Origin of the sequence: Heyndrickxia acidiproducens DSM 23148 (genome assembly GCF_000374345.1) — a bacterium.
Lineage (GTDB): Bacteria > Bacillota > Bacilli > Bacillales > Bacillaceae_C > Weizmannia > Weizmannia acidiproducens.
On record NZ_KB894019.1, the window covers coordinates 11,886 to 29,932 of the forward strand.

15 protein-coding genes are annotated in these 18,047 nt (G+C 44.4%); 6 read left to right on the forward strand and 9 right to left on the reverse strand.

The features are described 5' to 3' along the window. Positions 1 to 206: 206 nt before the first annotated feature. Positions 207 to 1,508 (forward strand): CitMHS family transporter, encoded by a 1,302-nt coding sequence (locus tag C232_RS0114595; protein WP_018664890.1) that lies wholly within the window; start codon positions 207 to 209, stop codon positions 1,506 to 1,508. A 757-nt stretch (positions 1,509 to 2,265) separates the two neighbouring features. Here C232_RS0114595 and C232_RS0114600 read toward each other — a convergent pair. Together C232_RS0114600 and C232_RS0114605 are read right to left on the reverse strand one after the other, a co-directional pair. Then, a complete protein-coding gene (locus tag C232_RS0114600; RefSeq protein ID WP_018664891.1) occupies positions 2,266 to 3,159 on the reverse strand; it encodes a cation diffusion facilitator family transporter in 894 nt (297 codons plus the stop codon). Positions 3,160 to 3,233: 74 nt separating this feature from the next. Then, the gene (locus C232_RS0114605) at positions 3,234 to 4,241 is read right to left on the reverse strand and encodes a glycosyltransferase family 2 protein (protein WP_018664892.1); all 1,008 of its coding nucleotides are present in this window, start codon (positions 4,239 to 4,241) and stop codon (positions 3,234 to 3,236) included. A gap of 392 nt (positions 4,242 to 4,633) precedes the next feature. Here C232_RS0114605 and helD point away from each other — a divergent pair, with 392 nt between their 5' ends. The 5 genes from helD to C232_RS0114630 all read left to right on the forward strand — a co-directional run bounded on the left by helD (position 4,634) and on the right by C232_RS0114630 (position 8,983). Beyond that, positions 4,634 to 6,931 carry an RNA polymerase recycling motor HelD gene (helD, locus tag C232_RS0114610; protein ID WP_018664893.1) on the forward strand — a complete coding sequence of 766 codons (2,298 nt, stop codon included), beginning with the start codon at positions 4,634 to 4,636 and terminating at the stop codon, positions 6,929 to 6,931. Positions 6,932 to 7,041: 110 nt separating this feature from the next. Next, the gene (locus C232_RS0114615; RefSeq protein ID WP_018664894.1) at positions 7,042 to 7,293 is read left to right on the forward strand and encodes an AbrB/MazE/SpoVT family DNA-binding domain-containing protein; all 252 of its coding nucleotides are present in this window, start codon (positions 7,042 to 7,044) and stop codon (positions 7,291 to 7,293) included. Next, positions 7,290 to 7,691: a type II toxin-antitoxin system death-on-curing family toxin gene (locus tag C232_RS0114620; RefSeq protein WP_018664895.1), complete on the forward strand. Its 402-nt coding sequence runs from the start codon at positions 7,290 to 7,292 to the stop codon at positions 7,689 to 7,691. The genes C232_RS0114615 and C232_RS0114620 overlap by 4 nt, the downstream gene beginning before the upstream one ends. 233 nt (positions 7,692 to 7,924) lie before the next feature. Further along, on the forward strand, positions 7,925 to 8,416 hold the full coding sequence (locus tag C232_RS18790; protein ID WP_155891589.1) for a hypothetical protein: 492 nt from the start codon (positions 7,925 to 7,927) through the stop codon (positions 8,414 to 8,416). Positions 8,417 to 8,431: 15 nt separating this feature from the next. Further along, complete coding sequence (locus tag C232_RS0114630) at positions 8,432 to 8,983, forward strand: glycerol-3-phosphate responsive antiterminator (protein ID WP_018664897.1); 552 nt, start codon at positions 8,432 to 8,434, stop codon at positions 8,981 to 8,983. A 905-nt stretch (positions 8,984 to 9,888) separates the two neighbouring features. Here the strand turns inward: C232_RS0114630 and C232_RS0114640 are convergent. The 7 genes from C232_RS0114640 to metE form a co-directional block, all read right to left on the reverse strand. Beyond that, positions 9,889 to 10,629 (reverse strand): amino acid ABC transporter ATP-binding protein, encoded by a 741-nt coding sequence (locus C232_RS0114640; protein ID WP_018664899.1) that lies wholly within the window; start codon positions 10,627 to 10,629, stop codon positions 9,889 to 9,891. Beyond that, positions 10,616 to 11,410 (reverse strand): amino acid ABC transporter permease, encoded by a 795-nt coding sequence (locus C232_RS0114645; RefSeq protein ID WP_018664900.1) that lies wholly within the window; start codon positions 11,408 to 11,410, stop codon positions 10,616 to 10,618. Before C232_RS0114645 ends, C232_RS0114640 begins: the two co-directional genes overlap by 14 nt. 13 nt (positions 11,411 to 11,423) lie before the next feature. Continuing rightward, positions 11,424 to 12,122 (reverse strand): amino acid ABC transporter permease, encoded by a 699-nt coding sequence (locus C232_RS0114650; protein WP_018664901.1) that lies wholly within the window; start codon positions 12,120 to 12,122, stop codon positions 11,424 to 11,426. Positions 12,123 to 12,143: 21 nt separating this feature from the next. Then, on the reverse strand, positions 12,144 to 13,025 hold the full coding sequence (locus C232_RS0114655; RefSeq protein WP_018664902.1) for a transporter substrate-binding domain-containing protein: 882 nt from the start codon (positions 13,023 to 13,025) through the stop codon (positions 12,144 to 12,146). A gap of 15 nt (positions 13,026 to 13,040) precedes the next feature. Beyond that, the gene (locus C232_RS0114660) at positions 13,041 to 13,811 is read right to left on the reverse strand and encodes a VOC family protein (RefSeq protein ID WP_018664903.1); all 771 of its coding nucleotides are present in this window, start codon (positions 13,809 to 13,811) and stop codon (positions 13,041 to 13,043) included. 2 nt (positions 13,812 to 13,813) lie between these two features. Then, positions 13,814 to 14,623, reverse strand: a complete 810-nt coding sequence (locus C232_RS0114665) for a pyrroline-5-carboxylate reductase family protein (RefSeq protein WP_018664904.1) — start codon at positions 14,621 to 14,623, stop codon at positions 13,814 to 13,816. A gap of 581 nt (positions 14,624 to 15,204) precedes the next feature. Then, the gene (metE, locus tag C232_RS0114675) at positions 15,205 to 17,505 is read right to left on the reverse strand and encodes a 5-methyltetrahydropteroyltriglutamate--homocysteine S-methyltransferase (protein WP_018664906.1); all 2,301 of its coding nucleotides are present in this window, start codon (positions 17,503 to 17,505) and stop codon (positions 15,205 to 15,207) included. Positions 17,506 to 18,047: the final 542 nt, after the last annotated feature.

An 18,047-nucleotide genomic window follows, 5' to 3' on the forward strand; every position in this document is an offset into this window, starting at 1 on the left:
GAGTTTGCAAATGTACCTGCATATTTGACAAGCGGCGTCGCGAGTATGATCTCATTCACTGCAAGGGGAAAGAGGAATGCCCCGTCCAGGCTTTCCATGAACAAAATGAACAAAAAGGTTAAAATGGTTTTTATAATCCTAATGTTGTAAACGCTTACAAATGGTGATTTGTTGTGTAAAATGAATAAAAACAAAGGGGTGGGATCATGTTAGCGATTTTAGGATTCTTAATGATTGTTGTTTTCATGTTTTTAATAATGACAAAGCGCATGTCGGCCATGATTGCTTTGATGGTGATTCCAATTGTTTTTGCCTTGATCGGCGGATTCTGGAAGGGCATCGGCAAAATGGCGCTGGATGGGGTCGCAAGTGTCGCGCCAACAGGGATTATGATCTTGTTTGCGATTCTTTATTTCGGGCTTATGATTGATGCCGGCCTGTTTGACCCGGTAATTTCAAAAATTTTAAAAGTGGTGAAGGGCGATCCGCTCAAAATCGCCATTGGGACAGCGATCCTGGTGATACTCGTTTCACTGGATGGGGATGGGACAACAACCTATATGATCACGATTTCCGCCATGCTGCCGCTTTACCAGCGGATCGGCATGAAACCGCTCATTCTGGCAGGCATTGCGGTATCCGGTTCCGGCGTTATGAATTTACTGCCTTGGGGCGGCCCGACAGCAAGAGCCATGAGCGCGCTCGGGCTTGAATCATCCGAACTTTTTACACCTGTCATTCCATCCATGATCGGTGGAGTCTTGTTCGTTTTATTTCTCGCTTTTTACTTGGGAAGAAAAGAAAGAAAGCGTCTTGGAATAGTCGATGCCGGCAACGAAGCCTTTTTGGAACAAGCCGCTGCCATTGCGGTTGGGGAAGGAGCGGATACGAAACGTCCGAAACTGATTTGGTTCAATGGTCTATTAACCATTGCACTCCTTGTCGGGTTAATTATGGAAGTACTGCCGACGTCGATATTATTCATGCTTGGTTTTGCGATTGCCATTTTGGTCAACTATCCGAACATGGAAGACCAGAAAGAACGGGTGGCTGCCTATGCAGGGAATGCATTGTCCGTTGTTACCATGATCTTTGCTGCCGGTATTTTCACTGGCATTTTATCCGGAACGAAAATGATTGATGCGATGGCCAATACCCTGATCGCGCATGTTCCGGCAGCCCTGGGGCCACATTTTGCGGTCATTACAGCCATCATCAGTGCGCCATTTACATTCTTTATGTCTAACGATGCTTTTTACTACGGCGTCCTGCCGCTCATTGCCAAAGCCGCCTCCGCTTATGGCCTGGACCCGGCAGTGATCGGAAGGGCTTCGCTGCTCGGTCTTCCGGTCCACTTGTTAAGCCCGCTTGTTCCTTCCACATATTTGCTGGTCGGCATGGTCGGCGCTGAATTTGGGGACTTGCAGCGCTCGTTTTTAAAATGGGCATGCTGCTCATCGCTGGTAATGATCATTGTCGCACTCGTTATCGGGGTCATTCCATTTTAAGTTTGTAAAAAGCAAAAGGCACCCGCTGCAGGGATGCCTTTCATTTTTTAAAGGGAGACCAAACCACCCGCGGAACTTACCTGAAATGGACCTCATAGCGTTCATCCCGGGAATGAACTTCATCTTGATTGTCTTTTTTACATGAGATAGCGTTCATTTCGGGTATGAACGTTATTTTGTATGTCTTTTTTCGCTGTAATAGCGTTCATCCGGGGTATGAACTTCACCTTGATTATCTTTTTAACTTGCAATAGCGTTCATTCGGGGTATGAACGTTATTTTGTATGTCTTTTTTCTTTGTAATAGCGTTCATCTCGGGTATGGGCTTCATCTTGACTACCTTTTTTACTTGCAATAGCGTTCATCCGGGTTATGAACTTCATCTTGACTACTTTTTTTACTTGAGATAGCGTTCATTCGGGGTATGAACGTTATTTTGTATGTCTTTTTTCGCTGTAATAGCGTTCATCCCGGGAATGAACTTCATCCTGACTATCTTTTTAACTTGCGATAGCGTTCATCCCGGGAATGAACTTCACCTTGATTGTCTTTTTAACTTGAGATAGTGTTCATCCGGGGAATGAACTTCATCTTGACTATCTTTTTCACTTACAATAGGTTCATCCCGGGGCATACCGCAGAAAAAGTCCAAAGCCGCCCGCAAAGCTTTCCTGCCTGAAATGGTCTTCATACCGCAGACGAAGACAAAACCGCCCTCAGAGCTTTTGGGTTTGCCTTTACCACAAACACCCGATCACTATTCGCTGAAAAATGGATTCAAATGAATTAAGACTTCTTGGATATGGTCATTTCTTTTCATAAGTGCTGCTTTGATTTTTTTACCGAGATTATGGCCTTCTAAAATTGTTTTATCATGGTCAATGGCAATGCGGATATCTACAAGAATATAATTGCCGTGCTCACGGGCCCGGACCCGGTCGATGCGCCTGACATCCGGAAAAGAATGGATTGTGTCCTCAAGTTCCGCCAATAATTCCGGATCGACATTGCTCTCCATTAAAATATTAAAAGACTCCGCCAAAATTTGCTGTGCAATCCTGAAAATCAAATACGCGACAAAAATACTGGCCAGCTGATCACCGTAAAGCAAAAGTGAAAGCTGAAACCTGTCCCCGATAATGGAAAGCACTACACCGGCTGCAGCGGCAATCGAAGCGGCAATATCCGCTTTATGGTCATAGGCGATTGCTTCAATTGCTTTACTGTTGTTTGCTTTTGCGACCTTTAAAGAGTAGCGGTACAACAGCAGCTTGGCAACATAGGAAAAAATCGCGACCCACAGCGTAACGATCGAGGGCAATTCGGTTTTATGGAAGAAACCGGCTATCGCTTCAAAAACAACATAAAAAGCAACAAGCAAAAGCAGTATGCCAACGATCCCGGAAACAATGACTTCCGCTTTGCCATGCCCGTAAGGATGGTCATCATCTGCCGGTCGATTGGCCACTTTAATGACGAGCAGCACAATCACCGATGCGAATACATCAGCCGCGGAATGGATCCCGTCCGCAAAAACCGCATCACTATGGCCAAACCAGCCGGCAGCCATTTTTCCGGCCATCAACACAATATTGCTCAAAACACTGACCCATGCGACTTGTTTGGCAAGGGACTCCCGCGCCGTGATCATGATCCCACCCCTAACATAAAAAATAGCGAAGCGGCACAGCTGTCACAATTTTTTTAACCAGGACCGGAAGCAAATCAGTTGATCCTTTTCGCGATATCTCTGCTTGTCCGCAGTACCTGCTGGCCCGCCGGCTCCTGAAGCGCATCCTGCTCCACCGTATAACGCGGGCGCTGCTTTGCCTCCTGGTAAATTTTCCCAATATATTCGCCAATCAGCCCCATACTTGTGAGCATAAACCCGCCCAAAAGCCAGATGGAGATGATAATCGATGTCCAGCCTTCATCCGCATGCCCGAAAAATTTTGCGTACAGGGCATAAATTCCGGCGATGCTGCTGGAAAGGAAAGTGAACAGTCCGATAAGTGTAATCAAACGGATCGGAATTACACTAAAAGAAGTGATCCCATCAAATGCAAAGGCAAGCATTTTTTTAAGCGGATACTTGGTTTCGCCGGCTGTTCGCTCTTTGCGGTCATAATAAACCTTGGCCGTTTTAAAGCCAATTAAAGTGACAACTCCACGCAAAAACAGATTCTGCTCCGTAAAGCGGGACAATTCATCCAGCGCGCGTTTGCTCATTAATCGGTAGTCGGCATGATTGTAAACGAGGTCAGCCCCGAGCCGCTTCATGATACGGTAATAGCCCTGGGCAGTGGCCCTTTTGAAAAAAGTATCTTTCTCCCTGCTTTTTCTCACGCCATAAACGATGTCGCATCCATCCTGGTATTTCTGCACAAACTCGCGCATCACGGTAATATCGTCCTGCAAATCGGCATCGATCGTGATGACGCAGTCCGACTCGTCCCTTGCTGCCTCAAGCCCGGCGAGCAGCGCTTTTTGGTGCCCAAAATTACGCGATAACTTAAGCCCCTTTACGAGCCGGTTTTTTTTTGCAATTTCTTCAATCATTGGCCAGGTTTGGTCGCGGCTGCCATCATCGACAAAAAGGATCCTGCTCTTTGGCGATACCAGCCCCTCTTTCATCAAGGAAAAGATCGCATCGGTTAATTGCTGAGCCGATTCATACAACACAGCTTCCTCATTATAGCAAGGAACAACAATGGTGAGAATAGGGTTGTCCATAAGCTTGTGAACCTCCAAAATCAAACAATAGTACTGTTATTTTTTACAAGGGCACAAAACTTTATGCTTGGAAAAAATTTAAGGCCGGCTTTAAAAGAAGGATTGGTTTTAATTTAAAAGAGGATTTTAAGTAAGTTTCCTGCGGCATGAGAGGGGAATAATACATAAAAGCGTTGGATTTTTTCTGCAAAAAAAGCAAACAAAAAGGAATTCAAACAACAGAATGGAAAGACGAATACAGGAGAGAATGACCGTGGAAAAAATACAGCTCATGTGGTATACTAAAGTTTGGAGTCATATAAATGATATGTAAATATTCTTATCCGATTATATTATACCAAATATCATTGCTGAATGTCAAATAAATTGCTTACGGTTAGGAAGGTGCCACCATGAACCAAGATGAACAATGGCTGCAGGAACAAAAACGGGTTGATTACACGATTGAAAAAATGAAAAAAGAAAAGCAGGAGCTTCTTTCTAAAGTGAAAGCGGTGCGCGGCGAAGCACAGGAAATCCGCAACACATTTTGGGAAGACGTAACGGTTAACCTGGACGAACCGGACGATGTTGTAGAAACCTCCGCAAGCGTCCGCCAGCAGGCTGAACTTCTTGCCGAACGTGAACGCAGCTACGGCCACATGGAAGAAAATGCAAAAAAACTCAACCGCATGATTGATTCCCCGTACTTTGCGCGCGTTGATTTCCATGAAGCGGATGAACCTTCCGAAGCGATCTATATCGGAATCTCGTCTTATTTGGATGACGAGGGCGAATACCTTGTCTATGATTGGCGCGCCCCGATTTCCAGCATTTATTACGACGGTGTCCCCGGCCCCGTCTCATACCGCGCCCCGGACGGCATCCGTGAAGGCGTGATGGATTTGAAAAGGCAATTTTTAATCCGCCGTGGAAAAATTGAAGCACTCTTTGATACCGGTGTGTCGATCGGCGATGAAATGCTCCAGGAAATCCTCGGTGCACACGCCAATACCCATATGAAAAACATCGTCGCGACCATTCAAAAAGAACAGAATCAAATTATCCGCGATGTCAAAAGCAACCTGCTGTTTGTACAGGGGGCTGCCGGCAGCGGAAAAACATCTGTCGCCTTGCAAAGAATCGCGTATTTATTATACCGGTACCGCGACTCGCTTGATTCCGAACAGATTGTGCTATTTTCGCCCAACCAGCTGTTCAATCATTACGTGGCAAAAGTACTCCCTGAGCTCGGTGAAAACAATATGCGCCAAACCACTTTTCTGGAGTACGCTCAAAGCCGTGTTGGAAAAACGTTGAAAGTCGAAAGCCTGCTCGATCAAATGGAAGCATCGCTGCGTGCGGAAAAAGAAGAGGCGGGGGAAATGGCGCGGATCAAAGGCAGTCTCGGTTTTTTCCGGGCGATTGAAGCGTACGCTGAAACACTGCTGAAAAGCGGCCTGCTGTTCCGCGACATCCGTTTCAAAGGCGAAACGATTATTTCAAAATCAGACATCGCCGCCATGTTTTATGCGTATGGGGAAAGCTATTCGCTGCCTAACCGTTTCCAGCTTGTCAGCAAGCAACTACTGAAAGAACTGGAACGCGTGGCCAAGGAGGAACGCAAAAAGCCGTGGGTGGAAGAGGAAATCGAACTGCTCGGCCAGGACGCATTTTTAGCAGCCCATCAATACGCCGAAAGAAAAGCCCGGAAAAATCGGGATGATTTCAGCGGTTCTGCGTATGAAAAGGAATTTCTGGCGAGGAAAATTGTCAACCGCCGTTTCAGTTCCATCCGCAAAAGCATTAAACAGTACCGCTATTTCAACGCAAAAGCACAGTATCTTGATTTTCTCAAACAAGTGCCGGAATTTGTTCAAGATGCAGCCGGACCACTCGATGCAAAAACGCGCGCTGCTTTCCGGGAAGGCAGCCTCTTATTTGAAGACACGGTCCCGTACATGTACTTGCTTGATTTGGTTACCGGCAGAAAAACAAGCAGCTCAATCAAGTATGTGTTTATAGACGAAATCCAGGATTACACACCAATCCAATTGGCCTATATGCGTTTCCTGTTCCCATACAGCAAATTTACGATGCTCGGCGACCTTAACCAATCGATATTCGGTACAACCGGCTACTCGCCAATGAAACTGGCACATGAAATTTTCGGCGAAGAAAAAGCACAAGTCGTCTATTTAACAAAAAGCTACCGCTCAACATCCGCTATCACCCGCTTTACGAAAGAAATTTTACAGGACGGGGAAAAGATCGACTGGTTCGAACGCGGCGGCAATCTCCCGGTTTTGTCTGTTACAGGGAGCGAATCCGAGTCAATCACTAAAATCGTCGATTATGCGAAAAAATTATCCAAGGAAAGCCATACAGTTGCGATCATTGGTAAATCAAGAAAACAATGCGCGCAAAGCTATGAAAAACTGCACGCACAGCTCGAGCTGACCTTCATCGAAAAAGAATACAGCGAACTCCCGGAAGGCATCATCTTAATCCCTTCCTATCTGGCAAAGGGCCTTGAGTTCGACAGCGTCATTGTTCTCGACGCTTCGGCTGACACCTATCACGATGACAGCGAGCGCACCCTGCTTTACACCGTTGGAACAAGAGCCATGCACCATTTGATACTCATCAGCAATGGCCCCGCCACCACGCTGCTTGCCGGCGTACCGGAGAATTTATACGTGAGGGAATAAGATAAAAAGTATTGGCGGTCATGAAAAGTAAATTAATGGACTAAACCATTGAGAATAGAGTGTATGATGTTATAATCATTATAACTGTTATAACAAAGGGTGTGGAATTTATGGGCCAAATTGAAAGAAAAGTTACGAAGATAGGGAATAGTATCGGAATCACGCTGCCTCCTGAGTTATTAAAGCAAGCAGGATTAACTCAAGGAGATGACGTACAAGTTGAAGTAAATGATGGAAAGATCATTTTACGAAAGAAAGATCAGCTACATCTTCCAGATGGAATAGATGCTGAATTTATGGAGTTTCTTAATGATGTAATAAAGGAGCATGACAAAGCATTTAAAGGGTTAGTGGATAGATGATGGAAGACATCATTTATTTAACAACCAATCAAGTGATCGCGATCAATACGGTACAGATTCGTCTATATTCGCCGAAAGAACAAGCAGGAGTAAAAGATCCGGGTTTACTTGACTCTGCGATTAACCGGCCGAAGCAATCAGTTTTTGGCCATGACGCTTATCCATCCATATATGAAAAGGCAGCAGCACTATTTGAATCTATCGCTAAAAATCATGCCTTCCACAATGCAAACAAAAGAACAGCTCTTGCCTCGCTCATTGTGTTTTTAAAAATAAATCATTACAGATGGACAATGGGAATAGACGAGGAACAAGATTTTACAGTCGATGTTGTTAACCATAAATATACCTTTCAAGAAATGGTCTCAACGATTAAAGAACACACAGAAAAGCTGTAAAAAAAGAAGTATTTCTTCTTAGAAAATGAGCTCAACTGCTCAGATTGATGATGAGCAATTGAGCTTTTACCCATTTATAGTGGGTAGTGTAAGTGCTTTAATATAATTTCCAGCTTATTCTCAGCTCCACACGGAACAAATAGTTTTCCAAAAAGCGTTTTGCGTTTTTTTATGCCCAAAAAATGGTAAACTAATGAGTGGTAAACTAATGATAAGGGCATTTCAAATCACTCATGGGTGCCATTTTCTCCCTTTCCTCATGGAGAGCGCTTGGCATTTGCTCAGCTGCGACTGTCGCCATTATTGTGCTTAACCGGAGAAAAGTCTGGATGGAGCTGCTCTTCTTTGGGCTGATATGGCTCGGATCCTTTTTAATTGGCAGGGGCATCAACTGGCTGTTCCGGTTTATGATGAGCGACCTGCATGTCAGTACAGATTTTCCAAACCGGTCTTCGATGCTGTTCATCTCAATTTACGGCTTTTTCATTTTGATGCTGATCCGCCACAGGAAAAACTTTCTCCTGTCTGCGATGCTGTTTTTCTTTTTTCTGTTTATTTTACTCGTATACTTTGTGAGTGGCATCTATGTCCAACATCTGCAGCCGAGCGAAATAGCAGCGGGTCTTGTATTCGGCGCTGTTTGGCTGACTTTGATGGCTCTCGGGCTCGAAATGTTCCGGCTGCTTTCATTTATTAAAAAAGATATTGAAAAAGATCCTGCATAAGAGGAGGAGAAGAGAATGGCACTTGGCCAAAAAATATTGCCTGCATCATCCAATATGAAAGAATTTGAAAAGTTTTTGCGGAGCGATTACAAGATTGGAATTTTTCTGGAACTACATATTGCACAACTCAAGCATGTCACCGCGATGGCAAAAGCGCACGGCAAAAAAATGATTTACCATGTCGATCTGATTCAGGGAATCAAAAGTGATGACTATGCGACGGAGTACTTGTGCCAGGAATTCAAACCGTACGGGCTCATTTCCACCAAATCGAGCGTCATCCAAAAAGCCAAACAAAAGGGCGTGGTCTCCATCCAAAGAATGTTTCTCATTGATTCGCACGCATTGGAAAAAAGCTACAAACTCATCGAACGTTCACAACCGGACTATATTGAAGTGCTCCCGGGAATTGCGCCCTGGATGATCAGTGAAGTCAAAGACAGGCTTGGCATTCCAATTTTTGCAGGCGGCCTGATCCGCACCCAAGAAGAAGTGGAAAAAGCAATCAAAGCCGGGGCAAAGGGCATCACAACTTCTGACACAGCACTATGGGAAGCCTTCAGGTAAGTTATGCGGCGATTGCTGAGCTCCCGGTAAAATGGCACTGAAGTATTTTGAAAAAATCGATTGCAAAGTACATTCGTAGCAAAAACACTTTCGATGAACGACAATTTAAGCGGAAAATTGAACAAATAAATTGTTCATAAGCTGGATGAACGACTGTATTGACGGAAATGCCAATCATACGGGTGTTCATCCCCCTTATGAACGCCCGAGCTGACGTGTTTTTGAATCATACGGTCGTTCATCACTCTTATGAACGCCCACGAACACGGATTATCTACTGGCGTGGTCTTTCATACCCGTAATGAACGCCCGCGAGCACAGATTTTTTCCCGGCACGGGTTTTCATACCCATAATGAACGCCCGCGAGCGCGGATATTCTTCCGGCGCGGTCTTTCATTCTTCCTATGAACGCCCGTGAGCAAGGATTTTTTCCCGGCACGGGTTTTCATACCCGTAATGAACGCCCGAGCTGACGTGTTTTTGAATCATACGGTCGTTCATCACCCTTATGAACGCCCGCGAGCGCAGATATTCTACCGGGACGGTCTTTCATACTTCCTATGAACGCCCGCGAACACGGATTTTTTCCCGGCACGGGTTTTCATACCCGTAATGAACGCCCGCGAGCGCGGATATTCTTCCGGCGCGGTCTTTCATTCTTCCTATGAACGCCCGTGAGCAAGGATATTTTTCCGGCGCAGGCATTCATCCCCCTTATGAACGACATTTCAAGCGGAAAAATCACACGAAAAGTCGTTCAAAAACACGATGAACGACTTTTCGAGGTTGGAACTTCGGAAAAGTATTTTCTTCTTTCAACTTGCGTCCAGGTTCACGCTTTGCATGGTTTAAGTTGTACATTTAAAAGGCAGGCCGGACCTGCTCAGCCTGCCTTGTTTCTTTTTCACACATTTGCTAAGATATCCGTCAAGAACTTCTTGGTCCGTTCTTCAGAAGGATTCTCAAAGATTTTTTTAGGAGATCCTTGCTCAATAATAAAACCGTCAGCCATAAAAATTACCCGATTTGAAACATCACGGGCAAAATTCATTTGGTGCGTAACGACAACCATCGTCGTCCCTGAATTAGCCAGATCCTGCATGACTTTAAGGACTTCCCCAACAAGTTCCGGGTCCAAGGCTGAAGTAGGCTCGTCAAAGAAAATCACCTGAGGATTCAGCGCAATCGCCCTGGCAATCCCGACACGCTGCTGCTGGCCGCCGGAAAGCTGCGAGGGATAGTGGTTCCTGCGATCCGTCAGGCCGACACGTTCCAATGCCTGCAGAGCAATCTTTTCCGCTTCGCTTTTTTTCATCTTGCGGGCCACGATCAAGCCTTCCGTAATGTTCTGCAATGCTGTTTTATTATTAAAAAGGTTATAGTTTTGAAAGACAAATCCGACATTGCGTCGAATGGTATGGATGTCTTTACCATTTAATTTCTGAAAGTCTTTGTCGACTCCGGCAAAAGAGATGTGCCCGCCCTCAGCCTCTTCCAATGTTGTAATTGTCCGTAAAAGCGTCGTCTTTCCGGAACCACTGGGCCCGATTATCGAAATGACATCGCCCTTGTTCACATGGAAGCTGATTCCTTTAAGAATGTCATTCCCCGCATAGCTTTTCTTTAAGCCTTCAATTTTGAGCATGATTGGTCCTCTCGCTTTCCGTTAAATCTGTTCTCACTGTTAGTTTTGGCTGCTTGGCACGAATGGGAAGCCAGTTAAAACCGGTTGTTTTCTTTGTTGGCCTTCGATATCTGCTGAAATAGCGTTCAAGCAGGTAGAAAATCACTTCGGCACTATAGCAGATAATCAGATAATAAACCCAAGCCACCAAATAGGCTTCCAGAAAGTTATAGTTGAAAGCTGCCTCCGTTTTTGCAATCGCAGTAATATCTTTAACAGACATGATAAAAGCCAAAGATGAGTTCTTAATCAGGTGCAAAGTGGTGTTCGCAATGTTGGGCAGCGCCGAAATCAACGCCTGCGGCAGAATGATGCGCCAAAAAGTTTGATGCGGCTGCATCCCGACCAGCAGCCCTGCCTCCATCTGTCCTTTGTCAACCGTCTGCAGCGCTGAGCGGAAAACTTCCGTCAAGGTCGCAATGCCGTTCAATGTAAAGACGATATATGCATAATAAATCGGATCGATGTCAAATGCTGCTTTCCCAATCATCACATTTAACAGACTCGGAAACGCACTGTACACAATCAGAATCTGTGCAATAATCGGTGTTCCTCTGACCAGGGATACATAGAGTTTCACAAGTTGTTCCAGGCCCTTTATTCGATAGATCCTGATCAATGCAAACAGGACGCCAATCGGCAATGAGATCAGTAACGCAACCAAAACAATCCTCAGTGTAACGGGGACACCATGAATTACGGCGTAGGCCACCTGAACCATAAAATCTGTATTTAATGACATTTAAGAGGCCCCCTTAAACTGCAATGGTTTTTCTTTTTGCCTGATATGATTTCTCAACCAGGGAAACGCCCTTGTCAATCGCCAGTGAAATAACCCAATAGATCGAGGCTAAGGCGCAATACGTCTGCCAAGCATAGCCGCCGGAATTATTAGCGACAATCATTTGTGCCTTGGCAACCATGTCGACGACCCCGATTGTAAACGTCAATGCCCCTTCTTTTAGAAGATTGACCACTGAATTCGCAAAGTTAGGCAGCGCCACGACAAAAGCTTGCGGCAAAATAATCCGGTAAAAGGTCTGGAAAGGGCTCATGCCGACGAGCAGCCCCGCCTCCATTTGCCCCTTGGAAATAGACTCATATGCCGAACGCATGATTTCAGAAACCGGCGCTGAAAACAGCAATGTTAAGGCAATAATGACAAAATACATGCGGTTCCATCCATCAATATTCGTATCGAACCAGCTATTAAAGAGGAGCGGCATGCCGTAGTACACCACGAAAATCATGATGATTGACGGCGTTGCCCGAATGACACTTACATAGACAGTGGCGAGTCCCCGTAAAATGACCGACTGGCTCAATCTTGCCGCTGCAAGCAGCAACCCGAGCAAACTTCCCAAAATGATCGATGTGATGGATACAATCAAGGTGATGTTAATGGCCGGCAATAACTGACCCAGGAAGTTGACGATTAATTTGATATTCTCCATTACAAACCCTCAACTTTCTTATTATTTAAACGGCTGATCCAACAATTTAAAGTTATCCTGGCCAAAATACTTTTCGGAGAGTTCTGAGGCCTTGCCGGAATCAATAATTTTTGTAATCGCCTTGTCATAAGCTGCAGCTAATTCCTTCTGATTCTTATTAAACAGCGGGTACGTTTTGATTCCGCCTAAAGTAACGTAGGTTAACTTGCCTTTCAAATCAGCGTTTGCACCCTTTTTCTTTTCAACATTGGCCTCAAACATTGGACGGATCGCGAAATATGCATCGTAACGGCCCTCGTTAACCCATTTCAGCGCATCAGAAACAACGAATGTATCGGCACTGCCCAAATTGATATTCGGATTATTATTCTTGTTATAATCCGCGATTACGGCATATTGTCCATTTTGCGGAGCGATCGGTACCAATTTCCCGTTATTCTGAGCGAGCTTGGCCAAACCGCCGAACTTCTCTTTATCCTTCGCGCGCACAACAAATCCCGAGTCACTCACACCAAAGTAATGCTTAGGAAAGAGGTACGTCTTCGCACGATCCGCAGTGTAAAAAATATTTTTAACGCCAACTTGATACTTGCCGCTTTTCACACCGATTAAAACATCATCGTCACTTGTACCGACATATTCGAATTTATATTGAGGCAATTGTTTATCCACTTCACGCATGATCGCGACATCATAACCATCACCCTGTTTCTTGTTGTTTTGATAGGTGATCGGGAAATTAGTCGTCGCATAAGCAACTTTAATCACCTTTGGACTTTCGGCACTTGGTTTATCCGAAGATGCTGATTCATTTGAACCAAAACCGCCAAGAAAGTAAGCCCCCCCAACGACAACAACGGCTAATGCGATGATTCCAATAATAATCCGGTCTAATTTTTTCATTATCTGGTTCCCCCCTTATTTAAATGAAAACTTTATGTGGTCAAGCACGACTGTTTGTTGTTTTAATTGATCACCGGCGCCGTCGAAATTCAGCTGAACCATGTGATTTTCCGGCCCTTGTTCAAAAATCAATTGCCGATCGTGCAATGGGATCCGGTATCCGGTGTCCGTTCTTTCCGGCCTGGTTTCCAGCAGCTGTCCCCAGATGCCGGCTGCCTTTTCCGGATCCGCTACCTTGAAAATGGCCTGCCTGACCTGTAAATCCCCGGCAGTATGTTGAACAATCAATCCTTGCTCCGTAAGCTTTTGCTCGCGCGATTCATCGCAGCCCTGCCATTGGATAAAAAATGGATAGGGCAGACCATCTATGGTGTCGTTGATAAAGAAAATCGACCAGGTGATCAGTTGCCCCTGTTCGTCGAGCCGTTTACCGACTTCGATGTCACCGGCATTGACTCCGGCTTTCTTCAAACGTTTATGCGTCGCTTCAATGTCTGACGTGCGGATCGCAATCGTATTGATCCGTTGTTGTTTTTGTTCATAATCTTGAACCGCATCATAAACCGCAGAAGCATCTGCGCGTGAAAAGTTCTTTGCCCGCGCCTCATCATAAACGGAAATCAGTTCAATATAATTTAAGCCAAAATAACCCAGTGCGTTTTCAGTCCCCCATTTTTCGTGGCGGCCTCCACGGGAAAACAGGATACCGTAATTTCCAAAGAACCGGGCGGCTTGATCCACATCTTGAACATTGATCATCGTATGGTCCCAATTTAGAACAGCCATTTTTATTTCTCCTTTCCCAATGCTGTTGTCCGGTTGATTGCAGCGAGTACCGCGTTCTGAATGCCTGCTGCAAAATGGCTGGCATCCAGTTCATGCTGAGCCGTAATCCCGACACCACCGGCAGAGTTATTGATATCCAGTAATTCGTACGGATGCTTTCCGGTGATCTCCAGCATTTTCGCTGCCCCCTGCAGATTCTCAAGGGCAATTTCATTGGCTTGTTTTCTTGATAAACCGCCAAGCACACCGGCATTGGTTAACGCCAGATAAAAATTATAGACATAATTTGGTCCTGCAATGGCATAACCAGTGTAAATATCAATTTGTTCCTCCGGTATATAATCAACCTTTCCAAAACTTTTCAAAAATTCATCAACATCTTCCTGTTTCGCCGCCGCATTCAGCGATGCACCGGAAACGCCGAATCCGGTATCTGTGAGTGTATTCGGAATGATACGGGCGACCGGATAGCCGGCAACTCCCAGTGCGTCTTCCAATTGCTCGATCGTGACCCCCGCGATAATCGAGATTAGCGGTTTCTTTTGGCCGCTCGCCCCAATTTGCTTGGCAATTTCCGCCCAATCATCTTGCGGGCGGACCCCCAATAAGATTAAGTCAGCGTTTCTTAATCGTTCCGGTTGAAATTCCCGGCTTGTTGAGACATGATAGGTCTCCGATAAGTAGCGCACCCGTTCCGGACTGATATCGACAACCTGTGTGGTTTCAACAGAAATGGCCTGCCTTTCCAGTGACGCACGAAGGATCGCTTCAACCATTTGACCGCCGCCAATTGCATACAAGGATTTTGTCATTTTCTTTCCTCCATTCTATAAAAAAAACGCCTCAAGCTCTGTGGGCTTAACGGCGCTGTGTGCTGATCCATGAAATTGAAACCGGATAATGTTTTTTCACTTTTTATGGGGTGATGGTTAAGTGAAATGAGACGCAGCCGGTTCGATGCCAATGGATAAACGCCGTACAAAATGATACAAAAAACATACACACGGATTGCGTACAACACATTAGCATCGTTTGGCCTGATTTCACTTATGTTCACCTCCTAAAATCATGATAGAATTCAAAACTTATAATCTTTATATCCTATAGTAATAGTATGCTTTTCCGATGTCAATCTATTTTTAAAATTGTTTAGAATCCAAAAAACTTATTCTGTAAATCCATAAAACAACTTTATCATCGGGGGAGGACGAATTCATTGCAGATACATGTTGTCCATAATAGGACAGGATGCAGGCATTCGAGGTCTCAGATGAATGGCGACAAAATAAAGCCATTCACAGGAACAGTGCGAAGGTACATGCTTAGCAATTAAGAAAAAAGGATAAAGAGCTTAAATTGCCCCATATCCTTTTATTTATCGCATAAGTAAGTTTTATTTATTTAACAGTAAATACTTTTGCCTGACTTCTTTTGTCGCCTGGACAAGATTCTTAAGCGCAGGGATGGTTTCGTCCGGTTTTCTTGTTTTCAGACCACAGTCCGGATTAATCCAGAATAATTTGGGGTTGATCACTTGAAGAGCACGTTCAATGCTTGTTTTGATTTCTTCAACACTTGGTATTCTTGGACTATGAATGTCATAGACACCAAGGCCAATCCCTTTGTCATACTGATGATCTTCAAAAGTGGAAATCATTTCTCCGTGGCTTCTGGCAGCCTCAATTGAGATCACGTCAGCATCTAATTGATCGATGGCATCAATAATTTCATCGAATTCTGAGTAACACATATGCGTATGAATTTGGGTGCTATTCTCCACATAGCTGGTTGCCAAACGGAAAACATAGACCGCATCATGTAGATACTTTTGTTTTTTCTCTTCTTTTAATGGCAGCCCTTCGCGAATAGCAGGTTCATCCACTTGAATCATCCGAATATGATTTTCCTCAAGGGCGTGAATTTCTTTTTGCAAGGCAAGAGCAATTTGTTTGTTTACGTCAAATTGGCTAATATCATTTCGAACGAATGACCAATTATAAATCGTAACAGGGCCGGTAAGCATGCCTTTAACCGGACGTTTAGTCAGACTTTGGGCATAGGCGCTTTCTTTGACGGTCATTGGAGATTCCAGGTCAACATCGCCAAATATAATAGGCGGCTTGACACATCTGGAACCATAGGATTGAACCCAGGCAAAACGGGTAAAAGCAAAACCGCGCAGTTTTTCGCCAAAATATTCGACCATGTCATTCCGTTCGAATTCCCCATGAACGAGAACATCGATGTCCAGGTCTTCCTGAATTTTAATCCATTTTTCGATATTTTGATGAATAAATTGCTCATATTGGCTTTCCGTCCATTCCCCCTTGCGCCATTTTTTTCTGGCAGAACGAATCTCTTTTGTTTGCGGCAGGCTGCCAATCGTTGTTGTTGGCAGGAGAGGAAGTTGCCATTCCTTCTCTTGTATGGCTTGCCGCCCGGAAAATGGCAATGGCCGTGACGGCATGTCTTCTCCCAGCGATTGAATTTCTTTTCGAACAGAATCAATATTTCGATGCTGCGAGTGATTCAATGCCTGTATTGCTTCTTTGCTTTGTTTGATTTCATCAAGGATGGCGTCACGCCCTTCATTCGCCCCTTTTACAAGTGTGACGACTTCTTTCAATTTTTCATCTGCAAAACTGATCGCATTTTTTAATACAGGCTCTAATTCGGTTTCTTGGCGGACAGTGACTGGAACATGCTGTAAACTGCAAGATGGTTGAATCCAAAGACGCTCTTGATCAATAAAATGAAGGAGATCATTCAATTGATGGAACGCTTCATCCAGATCGGTGCGCCAAATATTCCGGCCGTCCACCATTCCGGCAGCCAGTACTTTATCTTCCGGGAATCCGTATTTTCTAAGTGCTTCCAGATTCGCGCCATCATCATATACAAAATCGAGACCAATCCCCTGGACAGGGAGTGAGACCACGTCCTGATAGTGATCAACAGATTCAAAGTATGTTTGAAGTAAAATATTCAAATTAGGCACAGCTTGATGAAAAGCTTCGTACGTTTCTTTGAAGTAACTGAGTTCTTCTTTTTCAAGAGTTGTCGAAAGAATGGGTTCATCGACTTGAATCCATGTTGCACCTGCTTTTTGAAGATCAGTAAAGACTTCAATATATAGTGGGATAAGGGAACGTAATAGATTCGGAAAGTCTTCTTTTTCAAATCCTTTTGATAGTTTTAGTAAGGTAACGGGTCCTACAATAACGGGTTTACCATCGATATTAAGCTCTTCCTTAGCTTCGAGATAAAGATTGAGTAAACGGTTTTCAGTAATATAAGGTTTCGTATCGGCGCTTATTTCCGGGACGATGTAATGGTAATTGGTATTGAACCATTTTGTCATCTCGGAAGCAACCGCGTCATTTTTGCCACGGGCGATACTGAAATATGTATCTAAGCTGACCGCGCCGTTTTTATGGTGAAACCGTTCGGGTATAAGCCCGAATAGGATTGAAGTATCCAGAACATGATCGTATAAACTAAAATCACCGATGGGAATGAGATCGATTCCACTATTTTTCTGCTTTTCCAAATAACTTAGGCGTAATGCCTTTATCCGCTTTAAAAACGCTTCTTCAGAAAGCTGATTGGACCAAAATTGTTCGAGCGCCTGTTTCCATTCTCTTTTTTCTCCGATCCTGGGGTAACCTAAGTTGGAACTTTTTACTTTTGACATTGTTTTTCCTCCTTGTTCGTGTCCTATGTAAGAGGCTCTAATTCGAAATTGTAAAAAGATACTGGAGTTGTGAATATACTGAAATTATATTTTTTATTTTATACATACTGACGCTTTAACGCAAGAAAAAACCGGAATCGACTAATTCAATTTTAGGATGAAGAACATATCAAGCAGGAAAATGGTTAGATATGTCGTTCATAGGCCAGATGAAGACCATTTCAGGCGGAAAAATCGCTCGGAATGACGAATCATAAGGCGGATGAAGAACATTTCAAGCGGGAAAAAAGGCTCGAAATGACGTTAATAGGCTGGATGCTCCCTATGAACGCTATTACAAGAAAAAAAGGCATTCATAATAGCGTTCATCTCCCGCATGAACGCTATCGCAAGAAAAAAAGGCATTCAAGATGGCGTTCATTCCGCGTATGAACACTATCGCAAGTAAAAAGCTCAATCAAAATGAAGTTCATGCCCCCTATGAACGACCGCGGGCGCGGATTTTCTTCCGGAGCGGGCTTTCATACCGGTTATGAACGACC